Raw genomic sequence first — 14,299 nt, 5'->3', positions numbered from 1 at the left:
GCAAACCATTAAAACCTAAAGGCATATTTTATAAGTACAATAAAACCATTGAGCAATTCAAAAACGAAACCAAAACTTTAAAGAATTTTCAGCGTCTGAAAAGTGGAAAGTCAATCAAGAGATGTAAATTTTAAATTCTTAATCCCTTGGTTCAAAAGCAAACAAAGTTTATTTTCGTTGTCATGATAAAAAATGGCGTCACCCTTCTGCTTTCTATTTTATTTCTAATGATTTACTCATTAGTACAAGCGCAAACTAATCCATGTATTTCAGGAAATTCTTACAAGATCGTAGTGCTAGGTTCGTCAACGGCCGCTGGTGCAGGTCCTTCAAGTTCGGATAGTGCTTGGGTGAATCGATACAGAACTTATTTAGAAGGAATTAATCCAGCAAACGAGGTCATAAATTTAGCAGTTGGTGGTTACAATACCTACCGAATTATGCCTACCGGTTATGTTCCACCAATTAATAGACCCGCAACTAATCCAGCAAGAAATATTACGGCTGCTCTCGCAGAAATGCCGGATGCAATTATCGTAAACATGCCTTCAAATGATGTTGCAGCCAATTACACCTACACCGAACAAATGGATAATTTGGATACTATCGTTCAAATTGCAAATGCAGCATCTGTTCCAATTTGGATTTGTACCACACAACCTCGAAATTTTAGCGCTGCTCAAGCCCAACTACAATGGGACCTTAAAGATTCTATTTTGGTGAATTTTGCACCAAATGCAATTGATTTTTGGACACCTTTTGCAACATCATCCCATGTGGTTGACCCACTTTATGATTCGGGTGATGGAATTCATTTGAATGACGCAGCGCATGCAATTATGGAAAGCAGGGTTATCGCCACCGATATTCTCCAAAATATTTACGTGTCACTTTCAAGCCCAGATCCAGCGATTCTGAGCATTGTTCCCATCAATCAAAGTACATGCGGAGATTCTCTAGCGCAATTCGAATATGAATTGATCAATTTTGGACCTAATGATGGACTAAATGTTTCGATAAACTCAGAGTTAACCCATCAACAATCAGGAACTGTTATTTCTAATATTGAAACTATTTCCACAGGACTTCCAGAATGTTCGATTTACACAACGAATTTTGATGCTTCAACACTTCTGCAGGGAGATTATTCTTTAACCGTTGTGGTTTCAAGTGCCACAAATTCGATTACATCTAATGATACCTTGGTTTATGAATTCTCAACTTTAGGACATCCGGTTTGGTCTCCCAATCATGATACTTTGTGTGCCTCATCTTCAACCTTACTTTCAGTCTCAAGCGATCCGCAAGACACCGTACTTTGGTATCAAGACTTGACGAGTCCAACTCCAATTCAATATGGAAATACTTTTCAAACGCCAGTAATTAATTCTACATCCGAGTGGTACGCCGAAGTTGTTAGAGGTAATTTATATTATTCAGATAACATTTTTACTACAAATACTTCAGCAATTAACTTTAATGGAACGATGTTCGACTTGGTTGGACACGATGATATTGTAATCGATAGTTTCGATGTGAAAATTAACTCTACAGGTACGCAAACCGTTCAAATTTACACGAAGTTAGGCAGTCATATTGGTTACGAAACCGATCCAACTGCATGGACTTTGCATGAAACAGTAAATGTAAATGTACTTGACCCCAACATTCAAACGTCTGTTGCTTTCAACAGCTTCAATATAGATGTGAATGATACTGTGGGTATTTACGTGAAAATGGCATCAGGTTCAAATTTATCTTATATCAATTCCGGAACACCTCAAACGCGATCAACCAATGAATTAACCATGATTACAGGGAGTGGTGTCGATTTTGCAATGAATAATTCCTACTTTCCTAGAGATTGGAGTGGTCGGGTGTACTATCACCATGGGGAGCGACTTCAAGGAGACTGTTCTTCAGGCAGATTCCCAGTTACAGCTTTTGTAAACAACGTTACTTTTGAAACGATCAATGATACCATTATTGATATTCAAGATACATTATTGATTCCTGCTACACTTGGAATGACCAATTATGAATGGATGGACGGTTCAACAGGGAATTCATTTGAATTTGTAGCGTCTCAATTCGGAAATGGAATTCATTTTGTGACTGTTGAGGCTTTTGATTCCTTGGGTTGTTCTCATGAAGATACAATTATTATCGGTGTGGCTGAGTTGGTTTCACTTGACAATTATACCCTAGATTTCACTGTTTCTCCTAATCCAACAACGGGAATTCTTCATTTTTCAAATCAAAACATCGACAGAATAGAAGTGATCTCTCTAGAAGGGAAATACTTAGGTCAGATGAAACCAGTAAATGGTCAAATTGATTTATCGGAATTTAAATCTGGTTTTTACATTCTAAAAGTAATCGCTGGAAACCAATCCGGAAGTGTGAAGGTGTTGAAGCGGGATTAGGTTTTTACTCCCGCGAACGCGGTGGCAAAGGAGTTAGTAAACGAAAATGCATAAACAAACCTTAAAAACTTTATAATGAGTTAGTTAAATATATTCTTAATTAGTTTGACTGATGATGAGTTGGTCAACTTTTACAATTACCGTTATACTCAATTTATGAAGCGATCTAAGTAACGTATTCGTAAAGAGGTTGAGAAAAGAGAAATACAAATAGATGGTTATTAATTTAAAGAAAACCAACAGGAGAATTCGGAAGACGAATGTCCACAATGTTTTTCAAAAAAATACTTTTCAACTTTGTAACAATAGCCAATAGAGATATGACACCAAAAAAAGTAGAGAGGGTCTAACAGAAAATTAAGAATATTAAACGAGAATTAGCAACCGATAAAAAAACGTTGGGGTGGTAACTATCATGACGGTCGTGGATTGCGTTATATCCCACCTGCACTTAATTTGAAGATAAACGATTATTCTGGGGCAATGTGCTACTTCAATTGGTTTAAGAAAAACTTCCCTAATGACTCTGCTTACGGAAAGTTTATTTTTGAATGGGCAATTACATGTTTTAAAAAGAAGAAGGTTAAGGAAGCCGAAACAAGAATGTTGGAAACTTTTGTTTCGATTACATTTTTAATTGATGTGTTTTTAGGAAATGAACTGATTGATTTTCGTAAAAAAAATCTATCCAACTGGGAAAAATCAAATGCAATTGAACAGTTGAAATACTCAAAAGATGAAAAGAATTACATGACTTTACAATTTGGTTAAATGAATTTATTACCACAGAAAAATTTATAGGTTCTAAAAAACGTTTCATCGAAATTCAAAAAGAATTAATGAACAGATCAGCAGAAAATAAGAGAATTCAATTGGTGAATGAATTGTCTGAGTTGGTTGAATCACATCATCAATAGAATGCTACAATAAAACTCGAAATCAACTGTATTAAAGCCACTGGTGCCCAAATTCGTTCAATTTTACTTGGCGTAATTGTATTCATAATTGTTCCCATGACAAAAAACGCAACGATTACCCAAATGCCAATTGCTGCGACTGATTTTAATGCTGGAAACATCAAATTAGCTTCCGATAAAACAAGTGCTCCCATAAAAGTCAGTAAGAGCATATTGATCACCGCAACGAATCTCATTTTAGGTGGATATTTACCCGGATATTTTCCGCCCATCGAAGCATTTCCCCAAGGTAATCCAGCAGCCAAACATCCTTGAAAAAGGATTACAATTCCCGTTAATACACAGAAAACGATAGCAGAAATACTTGTCAACATGATATAAAAAATTGGTTTAATTTAGTTTCTAAAATCTCTTCTCTCATCAAATATAATACTTTTCGATTTTTCATTGACTGAACATTCCTTAAAGCGACGAATCAAGTTATAATTTCAATGCTAATCAAAACACAATCAGAAGGATTTATCAATGCTGCCGCGAGCGTGACTTCGGTATGATTTCAAATTTTCCACCAATAATTTCAAGTATTTCTTCTCGCCTTTCATTTCTTCTGTTTTCAGCAAGCATAGGATATAGAATGACCCTTCCATCAGCGTGAAATGAGCCCAATTGTTTGGGGAAATAGCATCGGGTTTTACCGGAGTAGTAGTATCTTCAATAACCAAAACATTGACGCCTTTTTCGGTAAGTTTTTGGACCATCGTTTCAAATTCTTCAATGGCTTTTATTGAAATTGCCTCATGATCCATGTCTTTAGACATTTGATTTTGAAAGGCGTTAGATGCTGCTGTTTGCACACTGTACCCGAAACTTGCAGGTTTAACTAGAAATATATTGTTTGAACTTTGCATTTTTAAAGAAATTCTTGAAAAATAAATATATTCAAAAATGATACAAGTTTAATTTAGAAGATCACCTTTTGCTGCGGATTTCAATCCGCAGCGAAAAATAGAATGAAAGTCTTATTTTGGCGCGTATTTTTGCATAAAAATCGTGACAAAATATGTTTTTAATGTCTAAACAGATTAATCCATTTTCATTTCAAAATCCCCACTGTAAATTTCAGAAATAACATCATCCATTCCTGATAAATTTGTTTCTCCTTCTACCTCCCATTCTCCTTCCCAAATGCCTTTTTCTTCATTCCAGTAACCATCATAAGTAACTTCATGTCCAGGTTTCGAACAATCGATTATTAGTTCACCATTTAAATCAGAAGAAAAAAAACAAGGATACTGTTTAACAAAGCTGATGTGGTCTTCATCAATAAATCCTTTAACAGTTAAAAATTTGTCTGTTTTTTTCGAAAATACTTCTTCCCAAACTTTTCCTTTAAAATTCATTTTTGAGTCGAAAACTACGTTCATGCTGAATTGTACTAAAAAAGGAATATTATTTTGATCAACATCATGATATGCTCCTCTATATTTTCTATTCATAATTAAAGAAATTCTTGAAAAATAAATATAATCAAAAATGATACAAGTTTGATTTAGAAGTTCACCTTTCGCTACGGATTTCAATCCGCAGCGAAAAGTAGATAGTTCAAGATTTTTTTTTAATTTAAAATGTTCAATGTTAAAGTTTAGTGTTAATTATTAATCCGAGGCCTCGCGTGAAGGGTAGAAACGGCATCCTTTTTTGAAAAAAAAAGATATAGTGGATGACCTGACCCGGAATTCTTAAGATAGATCTCTGTTTTTAAGCAATTCTCCGGGGCACGCCCAAAAAAAGAGTATTTTCAATCGTATTGACTATTTAATCTAATTTTAACTGCGAAACCTTCAGGGGTATAAGTTCCTAACCCCATTCAAAACTTCATTCAATCATCTTAAAAAAAACTAACTCAACAAATTCTCGAAACCTCAAATCCTAATATTGTATCTTTGGTGAAAAAGATGCGATGATGCAGAGTTTAAATTCGGATAATCGTTGCAGCCCATTAAAACGAACAAAATGTCGATCACGAAAGAATCAGAGTTATTAGGAATGAAAAAAGTGAGTGAAGTTGTTGGAACTACTCTAAAATTGATGAGAGAATATGCAAAAGTTGGAATTTCAACTAAAGAATTAGATGAATACGGTGGAGCTATTTTAAAAAGCTATGGCGCTAAATCGGCTCCGTTTGAAACTTACAACTTCCCTGGATATACTTGCATTAGTGTAAATGAAGAAGCGGCTCATGGAATTCCCTCTCAAGACAGAATTCTTAAAGAAGGTGATTTAATAAATATTGATGTTTCAGCAGAATTAGATGGATTTTGGTCAGATAATGGTGGCTCTTTTGTAATTGGTAAGGATATCAACAATCACCAACCCCTTGTGGACGCTTCAAAAAATATTTTGCAAAAAGCTATTTCCAGTATAAAAGGCGGAGTGAAAATTGCCGATATCGGCTTTGTAATAGAGTCTGAGGCGAAAAAACATGGTTTTAAAGTCATTAAAAATTTGGCGGGTCATGGCGTTGGAAGAAGTTTGCACGAAGAACCAGAAAACATTCTTAATTATCGTGTGAGAACAAATAGGGAAAGGTTTAAAAAAAATACAACTGTGGCTATTGAAACTTTTATCTCTACAAAATCATCAATTGCTGTAGAATTAAATGATGGTTGGACTTTAGTTGGTAACAAAGGAGGTTATGTAACCCAACATGAACAAACAATATTGGTCACAGACGAAAAACCTGTTATTCTCACTGAAGCTAATGAGATTTGGAATTAGAACGGTGATTTAAGAAGTAAAGTTTCCGATAGATATTTATTACAATAATTTTAAAGAACAATTGAAAAGATGATTTAAAACAAATTCTTTAAATTTCATTTCTGAAACGCCATCTTTCGCGTGAAGGGTAGAAACGGCATCCTTTTTTGAAAAAAAAGATACAGTGGATGACCTGACCCGGGTTTTTCTAAGATACCATTGTTGGTTGAGAAATCCTTCGGGGCACGCCCAAAAGAAGTTTATCCAAATCGTTGTCTACACCACGCCTTTTAATCTATTTTTAATACGCCATGTTTTATAAATTCGACTAAACCCCTAACTTTACCCAAAATTTTCCAACTATGAAACGTCGCGATTTTTTCCGTAATTCTTCTTTGACAGCCGCTGGCTTAGCTTTGTCACCAATGTTATTTTCTGCTGATGACAATACTTCGTTATTGCTTGCAGATCTTAAAGACGAAGCCAAGAACATTATCTTTTTAGTGTCCGATGGAATGAGTATCGGGACTTTGACGATGGCAGATTTACACTTGAAAACCACGACAGGAAAACACACTACGTGGGTTGAGAATTACAAAAATGGACGTTTCAAAAGAGCGATGATGGATACCGCTTCTGCTGATTCTCTGGTTACGGATTCCGCAGCTGGTGGTTCTGCTTGGGGTGGAGGAGTGCGGGTTCCAAATGGAGCTTTGAATGTTGGAGCAAATGGTGAGTTTCATAAACCAATTCTTCAGAAATTTAAAGACGAAGGAAAAAAAGTGGGTTGTGTTACCACAGTTCCAATTACGCATGCAACTCCGGCTTCTTTTTGTGTGAATAACGAAAGCAGAAGTAATCAGCCTGAAATTGCAGAGCAATATTTAAAGTTAAAATTTGATGTGATGATGGGTGGTGGAGATCAATATTTCTCTTCAACCAAGCGTTCTGATAAAAAAGATGTGTATGGAAATTTCGTTTCTGCAGGTTATGATGTAGTGAAAACAAAAGCTCAGTTGAACGCAGTTTCGAATTCGAATTCGCCAATTTTAGGAGTCTTCGCTGATGATCCTTTGCCTTATACAATTGACCAAAATAGTGATGCTAAATTGCAAAATTCTGTTCCAACTTTATCTGAAATGACTGCTGTGGCAATCAACAAGATGAAAAACAATCCAAAAGGATTTGTTTTACAAGTGGAAGGAGGGAAAGTCGATTGGGCAGCACATGCGAATGACGCTCCAGGATTAATTTATGATCAAGTAGAATTTGATAAAGCGTTGAAAGTGGCCTTGGATTTCGCAATTGAAGACAAAAACACTTTGATTATCGTTACCACAGATCACGGGAATGCCAATCCAGGATTATTTAAAGGAAAGAAAGCCGACGAGAATTTTGCACGTTTCCAAACCATGAAAAAAAGTAATACGTGGGTAATGCAAAATCTTCATTCTTATTTATCGCCAAATAGTTTAACGGAAATGATTGAGTACAATCAAGGTTTTGTGATTTCAAAGGAAGAAACGAAAATCATTCTCGATCACGTTTCAGGTTTAAACGAAGAAGAACTCCAAGATTATAATAAAATGCCGTATGAGAAATACGCTCAAATTCAAAAACACTATACTAATGTTGGTTTTGGTGACATGAATCATTCTGCAGATTTCGTAGAATGTGCCGCCTTTGGACCAGGAAGTGAATTGTTAACGCCTTTTATCAAGAATACGTATTTGCATAATATGATGTTGAAGTCTGTAGGAATTACGAATTAGAGAGCCAGTGTGCCAATAAAGTATTCGGTTTTGCTCATGAAGGTACGCGGATGACACGGATGCTAAGGCAACCCAGATAATCATGGATATTTTTAGCGAAGCTAAAAAATAAAATTAATCCGTGTAAATCCGCGCTCGAAGATCAGCGTCATCCGCGTCCCATTATAGCGCAAACAAAAAATCGTAATTATTAATTCACACATTCGTAATTAATTACCTATACTCAGGATTATCAAACTCCCAACGTTCTCCATCATCCCATTTTTCACGAGAATTTCCGTACTTAGGATAGCCACCATTTGCTTTTAGCATATTCGCTAAATGAAGTAAATTGTAGGTCATAAAAGTGGTATTTCTATTCGTGAAATCACTATCAAATCCAACTGGAGTATCTAATTTTTCTCCTTTCCATTCTGTGTCTCCATAACTTGGTCCCGGACCTACGGTTCCAATCCAACCACTGTCAGCTTGTGGTGGAATTGAATATCCAACATGTTGCAAAGAATAAACAATTCCCATTGCGCAATGTTTTACCCCATCTTCATTCCCAGTGATGATACATCCTCCAGCTTTCCCGTAGAATTTATATTGACCTTTGTCATTGGTTTGACCGCTCATTGCATACAATCTTTCGATCAATTTTTGCGCTTCAGACGATTTTTCGCCCAACCAAATTGGTGTTCCAACAATGAGGATATCAGCATCCATCACTTTCTTAAATAATTCAGGCCATTCGTCTTTTTCCCAACCATGTTCTGTCATGTCAGGATAAACTCCACTTGCTACATCATGATCAACTAATCTGATTTCATCAACTTTGACCTTCTCTTTATTCATTATTTTTTTAGAAACCTCTATTAACGAATCAGTGTGACTCTTATCTGGTGACTTTTTTAAAGTACAGTTAATGTAAAGGGCTTTTAATTGACTAAAATCTGGATTTGACATAATTGTTTTCAAAGATGAATAATTTATAAGGTACTTTTTTTTAACGATAACTCCAATCAAATTTTTGAAAATCAATTAATTAAAATCTTTCAGTTTTATCTTAAAACATACCCGATTTGAATTCTCGCCATATCGAAGACATTATTATTTTTTGTGGATAGCGCTACAGATAATTCGGTGCAAGCAATGATTACGGCTTTTTCTTTCGAATATTTCACTACAATTTCATTGAATTCATCTAACAATTCATCTGTTTCCAATTGTTGATAAACTTGCTTTCTTACATGATCTATGAAATCCATTTCTTCGTTTGATGGAGTAAGAATTTCAATATTGTCACTTGAAAATAGCGTTTGAATATAATCTGATTCCATTGTGTATTTTGAACCCAATAAAATCGCTTTTTGATGTTTTTTCTTTTTAATTTCAGAGAGTGTTAAATAAACAGGATGAATGATTTCAGTCTTAATATCTAATCTGTCAATTGTTTCATGCAGGGTGACATTTGGTACTAAAATTCGATCAACTCCCAAGGCAATTAAATCCTTTATATTTGATTTAACAATGGCGTCCAATTCATCTGAAACATATGGCAATAAATTATTGATTTTATCAAAATTCACATTCAACATCTTAAAGGGAAAAGTGCTGAATCCCCCATTTGTTTTATTGTAAGAAGTATTCAATTCACGTATGTAAAACAATGTTGAATAGCTTCCTAATCCCAGAATACCTAAAGTTTTTGACTTCAATTTAAGAGCGATTTAAAATGTAAGTAGAGAAATAATCTTTACTGTCTGAAAGTTTTGATGAAACAGAAAAACTAGTGTCAGAAATCAAATTTTGAATGATTTGATCATTGTATTTTCTTGAAATTTCTGTGAATATTTTCTCTCCTTTTTCGAATTCAAAAGTTTTGTCTAATTTCTCAATGAATACCTTTTGATTGCTTTCACTTACGATATAACTTTTAGCAATTCCATCAGATTCTTCATATTCGGGTTGGTGCTCAAATTGTTCTCTATCGAAATCACCACCCAATTCTTTGTTAATTCTCGTTAGCAAATTCAAATTGAATTCTCTAGTGAAACCTTCACTGTCGTTGTAGGCTGGTTTTACAATATCAGCTGATTTGATTAAATCTACACCAAGAAATAATTTGTCATTTTTATTCAAATTACTCCCCAATTTATAAATAAATTGTGAAGCAATTTCATCTTCCATGTTCCCAATATTAGACCCTAAAAACAAAACTATTTTCGGAACTTTCGTTTCTTTTAGTGATTCCAAAACTTCAAAATAATCGCCTTGCTTGCTCTTAATTGAGACCTTTGGCAATTCTTTATTTATCGATTTCTCAAGGTTTTTTAATGCATTTTGTGAAATATCAACAGGTAAATAATCGAATTTGTAATTTTGGTCAGATAAAGATTTAAGTAATTTTTTTGTCTTTAATCCATCTCCAGCACCTAATTCAATTAACTCGAAATAAGTGTCTTTTTTTAACTGTAGATGGTCAATTATTTGTTGTGTTTGATTCGTGAAAATATCCAATTCAGCTCTGGTGAGGTAATATTCTTCGGAGTGCATAATTTTTACGAATAAATCATCACCAATTTCATCATAAAAATATTTTGATGGAAGTGATTTTGGTGAGGAACTTAGTCCACTATCTATGTCTTTCTTGAAATTGTCTATCATTTTACTAGTCTTAAACCTGTGAATTGCCATCTTTCTTCTGAATAGAAAAAATTACGGTAAGTATTTCTGCTGTGATTTTTTGAAGTGGCTACAGATGCACCGCGAAGTACTTTTTGTTTGTCCATAAACTTCCCGTTGTACTCGCCAACAGCGCCTTCCGATTTCTTAAAATTTGGGTAAGCCAAATACGAACTATTTGTCCACTCCCAGCGTTTTCCCCAGTCAAATTTTTCAGAAGCAATTTCCCATTCAAATTCTGTTGGGAGCCTCATCTTTTTCCATTCGGCAAAAGCCGAAGCTTCGTAATAACTTATATGAGCAAGAATGGCTTTTGGGTCAACTTTTTGAAGTCCAGATAAGGTGAATTGATGCCAAACATTATGTACTTTCTCCCAATACAACGGACAATTGATGTTATTTTTCTTTTTCCAATGCAAGCCTTCTTCAAGCCAAAGATTAAAATCTTCATATCCTCCAGCTTCCATGAATTCAATGTATTCTTCATTTGTCACCAATGATTTACTAATTTCAAAATCATTTAAATACACTTTGTGAACACCTAATTCATTATCATAACAGAAGTCTTTTCCTTTGTGCCCAACTTCATAAACTCCTTCTTTAACAGAAGCAAAACCTGACTCTTCGTTTTTACTGTTGTTCAGTTTAAAATTTGAATCGTACACCGGCTGAAGTGGGTTACTGGCAAACATGAATTTCAAATCTGTAATCAACAATTCTTGGTGTTGTTCTTCATGATTTATTCCCAATTCAAGTAATTCTAATACTTTTTCATTGGGATCATTCTCTAGTAATCCAACAATGGCCGCTGTCACATATTTCCTGTATTCGAAAATCCGTTTTACTGTTGGACGAGTCAAATAACCTCTATTTGCCCTGTCAATTCGTTTTCCAGAATTGTTGTAGTAACTGTTGAATATAAAATTGAAGTCGTCATCAAAATGGGTGTAGCCTTTTTGAAAATTCTTTAAAATAAACTCTTCAAAAAACCAAGTAGTGTGTGCGATATGCCATTTTGTTGGACTTGTAAATGTTGCTATTTGAACTCCGTAATCTTCGATTTCCAGTGGTTCACAAAGCTTTTCGGTGTAATCTCGTGTTGCTTTAAACTTCTCTATTATGTTCATAAATAGGCTTTAAATGTTGATTGAGTTTTATTATTTATAAACAGAAGAAAATTCGACCGTTTTTCAATCAACTTTATTTTTGATTCCCTTTTCTTTTCTTGGGGCTTCATAACTTAAACGTGATATCGCAGAATATTGTTTGTCTTAAGACATAAATAAACAGCGTGATCACCCCATTTTCTCTTTCTTTTAAAAATAGGAAGAAAAACTTGAGCCTGATATAGAAGAAAAGTTAAAATAAAATAAAAACCTGTTTTAAGTTAGCTAAATGAATGTCAGTAAATACCCCAATAAAGCACCTCCAACTACGATAAAGGCACTGTTCATTTTTTTAAAAATAAAAACAGCGAGGATGCTTAGTGTCGCAATCGTTGTGGTACGCCAATCGCTTAAGGATTCTTGTGCCATTTGAAAAGTTACAGCTACAATTAAAGCTACAGCCGCAATATTTACTGCATCTATAAATGCTGAAATAGTTTTAGATTTTCTTATTCGAGGAATTAATGGATTAAGAATCATTACAAAAATAAATGACGGAAGAAAAATTCCAATCGTAGCAGCAATTGAACCCCAAAATCCTCCCAATTGATACCCAACAAAAGTTGCAGTAGATAAAATAGGACCAGGTGTAAATTGACCAACCGCGATGGCATCAATTAATTCTTGTCGCGCTAACAATCCTGTCTCTACGAGTTCTTTATCTAAGTAGGCGAACAAAACATAGCCGCTTCCATACAAAATTGCACCTACTTTTAGGAATGTTAGAAATACTTTTGCAACTCCTGTGGTTGATGCCACTTGAAGCAATAGGAGTGGAGATACAAGGCTGAGCGTTTTATTTGTTGAGCGAAGGGCGTGAATTAACAAGCCAGCGAGTCCACAAGAAAATAAGGCAATTATTTCATTTACTCCGAGTAAACAGGCAATTAAGGTGAGGGTGCCTAATACTCCAAGGGTAATGTTTTTTAAGGATTTTTTTCCCAAACGGTAAATTGCTGCAATAATAATGGCAATTACAGCCGGTTTTATGCCGTAAATGAAAGGCTCTACTTCAGGGAGTTGTCCATATTGTTGATACAACCATGAGAATATTAAAGTGATGAAAACAGCCGGAAAAATAAAGCAAATCCCTGCAACGAACATTCCTTTAACTCCTCCTCTTTCATGTCCACAGTGCATGGTCATTTCTGTTGAATTTGGACCGGGAATTATGTTCGTGGCTCCAATCATGTCAAGAAAATCTTGTTGGGACATCCATTTTCTTTTTTTGACCACTTCATCTTCCATCATGGCAATATGAGCTGCTGGTCCTCCAAAGGCAATGCTCCCAAGTTTAAAGAACACTTTTGCGATTTCTTTAAGTTTGTTTTCTTCTTTCATTTCTTTTCAATATTTCTAGAATTGCAAATTTATACAACAGTTGAATGAAAGAATGGTCTATTTGAAAAAGTGATGGTCTTTATTCATTTTGAGCCCGATATTGTGAAGGGGTCAATCCCACGAATCGTTTAAAGTATTTACTAAAATGAGAGTTGTCTTTAAAGTCGAGTTGTGACGAAATTTCATTGATATTAAAGTCAGTATAAATTAACAATCGCTTGATTTCGTTAATGATGTATTGAGAAAGAATTTCTGACGCTGATTGGCCTGTTTCTTTTTGACAAATTGCATTTAGATTTTGGGGAGTAGTATTAAGTAGATCAGCATAATATCCTACTTTATTGATGAGTTGATTTTCTTTATTCAATAGGTCAATAAAGCGTTGAAAAGTTGAATTATTCCCGTTTTTCACAGCATTTGGAGCAACAGATTCAAGCGTTTTGGCCAAAAGTGCTTTTAAAAGTCCATCCATTATTAATGGGTTACTCTTTTTTCTCCCCGAATATTCAGCTTGCAAAATGTGATAAATTTCCATGGCCGAATTATCTTTTGGAAATAAACAATTATGAGAACTTAAATCGGAAATAAGTCGTTTTATTTCAGGTTCTAAACAGTTTTCGATAAAGGATTTTTTTATGATTAAAACAAATCCCATTGGTTCCGATTTGATATCCCAAAAGTGAACTTGCTCTTTGCGAATGGTAAATATAACAGGAGGTTTTATTTCGTATTCATTCGTGTCAATTGTGTGTGATCCCGAACCTTGAGATAGATAAATAATCTCGAAATAATTCTTGTGTTTATGTGGCGATGTTTTGCGAATATGTTGTCTAAATGGAGCAATTTTAATTCCCTCATTCTCCTTTCCCTTATCTTTTATTTCGAGCTCTGATTTCATAAATCCACACCTTTGTTTATTGTTCACAAAGTTAATTTCTTTTCTGAGTAGAACGGAATTTATACTTTAGTTCAGATGTAATTAATATTGTTAGGCTTAATGGTTTATAACTGAACTTATCCTTTTTTTATATCTCTATCCCAATAATGGAATTTATACCAAGGTTTTTCAAAGATGTCAAAAACGAAGCGCCTGGAATTCCACAGCGAAATATGAGTTTTCAAGTGGAATTGCATTTCTTTGAAAAAGAACCGCAGCGCAGCAAGCTCATGACTTCCTTTGAAAAGAAAATATTTGAATAAATAAAGCATGAAACGTTAGAAAATCTCATGGTGCGCAGCATTCGCCTTGGAAT

Annotated in this window: 13 protein-coding genes; 4 read left to right on the top strand and 9 right to left on the bottom strand. The window is 34.6% G+C overall.

The window, feature by feature from the left end:
- The first annotated feature begins 227 nt into the window (after positions 1 to 227).
- Together C6368_RS09560 and C6368_RS17465 are read left to right on the top strand one after the other, a co-directional pair.
- Positions 228 to 2,426 carry an SGNH/GDSL hydrolase family protein gene (locus C6368_RS09560; RefSeq protein ID WP_159038533.1) on the top strand — a complete coding sequence of 733 codons (2,199 nt, stop codon included), beginning with the start codon at positions 228 to 230 and terminating at the stop codon, positions 2,424 to 2,426.
- 456 nt (positions 2,427 to 2,882) lie between these two features.
- On the top strand, positions 2,883 to 3,197 hold the full coding sequence (locus C6368_RS17465) for a hypothetical protein (protein ID WP_234369122.1): 315 nt from the start codon (positions 2,883 to 2,885) through the stop codon (positions 3,195 to 3,197).
- Positions 3,198 to 3,336: 139 nt separating this feature from the next.
- Here C6368_RS17465 and C6368_RS09550 read toward each other — a convergent pair whose 3' ends face one another.
- The 3 genes from C6368_RS09550 to C6368_RS09540 form a co-directional block, all read right to left on the bottom strand.
- Complete coding sequence (locus tag C6368_RS09550; protein ID WP_107038976.1) at positions 3,337 to 3,717, bottom strand: hypothetical protein; 381 nt, start codon at positions 3,715 to 3,717, stop codon at positions 3,337 to 3,339.
- Positions 3,718 to 3,852: 135 nt separating this feature from the next.
- The gene (locus C6368_RS09545) at positions 3,853 to 4,251 is read right to left on the bottom strand and encodes an arginine deiminase-related protein (RefSeq protein ID WP_107038975.1); all 399 of its coding nucleotides are present in this window, start codon (positions 4,249 to 4,251) and stop codon (positions 3,853 to 3,855) included.
- A gap of 174 nt (positions 4,252 to 4,425) precedes the next feature.
- Positions 4,426 to 4,839: a hypothetical protein gene (locus C6368_RS09540; RefSeq protein ID WP_159038532.1), complete on the bottom strand. Its 414-nt coding sequence runs from the start codon at positions 4,837 to 4,839 to the stop codon at positions 4,426 to 4,428.
- Between the two features lie 517 nt (positions 4,840 to 5,356).
- On the opposite strand from C6368_RS09540, the gene map reads away from it, so the two are divergent.
- Positions 5,357 to 6,121 carry a type I methionyl aminopeptidase gene (gene map, locus C6368_RS09535; protein ID WP_107038973.1) on the top strand — a complete coding sequence of 255 codons (765 nt, stop codon included), beginning with the start codon at positions 5,357 to 5,359 and terminating at the stop codon, positions 6,119 to 6,121.
- A gap of 341 nt (positions 6,122 to 6,462) precedes the next feature.
- A complete protein-coding gene (locus tag C6368_RS09530) occupies positions 6,463 to 7,872 on the top strand; it encodes an alkaline phosphatase (RefSeq protein WP_107038972.1) in 1,410 nt (469 codons plus the stop codon).
- A 213-nt stretch (positions 7,873 to 8,085) separates the two neighbouring features.
- Here the strand turns inward: C6368_RS09530 and C6368_RS09525 are convergent, their stop codons facing one another.
- The 6 genes from C6368_RS09525 to C6368_RS09500 all read right to left on the bottom strand — a co-directional run bounded on the left by C6368_RS09525 (position 8,086) and on the right by C6368_RS09500 (position 13,944).
- Positions 8,086 to 8,820: a flavodoxin family protein gene (locus C6368_RS09525; protein ID WP_107039107.1), complete on the bottom strand. Its 735-nt coding sequence runs from the start codon at positions 8,818 to 8,820 to the stop codon at positions 8,086 to 8,088.
- A gap of 95 nt (positions 8,821 to 8,915) precedes the next feature.
- The gene (locus tag C6368_RS09520; protein WP_159038531.1) at positions 8,916 to 9,572 is read right to left on the bottom strand and encodes an aspartate/glutamate racemase family protein; all 657 of its coding nucleotides are present in this window, start codon (positions 9,570 to 9,572) and stop codon (positions 8,916 to 8,918) included.
- Between the two features lies 1 nt (position 9,573).
- Positions 9,574 to 10,521, bottom strand: coding sequence for an L-histidine N(alpha)-methyltransferase (locus C6368_RS09515; protein ID WP_107038970.1), 948 nt, complete (start codon positions 10,519 to 10,521; stop codon positions 9,574 to 9,576).
- Positions 10,518 to 11,666 (bottom strand): ergothioneine biosynthesis protein EgtB, encoded by a 1,149-nt coding sequence (gene egtB / locus C6368_RS09510; RefSeq protein WP_107038969.1) that lies wholly within the window; start codon positions 11,664 to 11,666, stop codon positions 10,518 to 10,520. Before egtB ends, C6368_RS09515 begins: the two co-directional genes overlap by 4 nt.
- A 264-nt stretch (positions 11,667 to 11,930) precedes the next feature.
- A complete protein-coding gene (gene chrA, locus C6368_RS09505; protein WP_107038968.1) occupies positions 11,931 to 13,046 on the bottom strand; it encodes a chromate efflux transporter in 1,116 nt (371 codons plus the stop codon).
- 79 nt (positions 13,047 to 13,125) lie between these two features.
- A complete protein-coding gene (locus C6368_RS09500; protein ID WP_107038967.1) occupies positions 13,126 to 13,944 on the bottom strand; it encodes an AraC family transcriptional regulator in 819 nt (272 codons plus the stop codon).
- Positions 13,945 to 14,299: the final 355 nt, after the last annotated feature.

This window comes from Brumimicrobium mesophilum, assembly GCF_003025005.1.
Taxonomy (GTDB): domain Bacteria; phylum Bacteroidota; class Bacteroidia; order Flavobacteriales_D; family Crocinitomicaceae; genus Brumimicrobium; species Brumimicrobium mesophilum.
The sequence above is the reverse complement of the archived record's forward strand: the minus strand, read 5'-3'. Positions and strand labels throughout refer to the sequence as shown.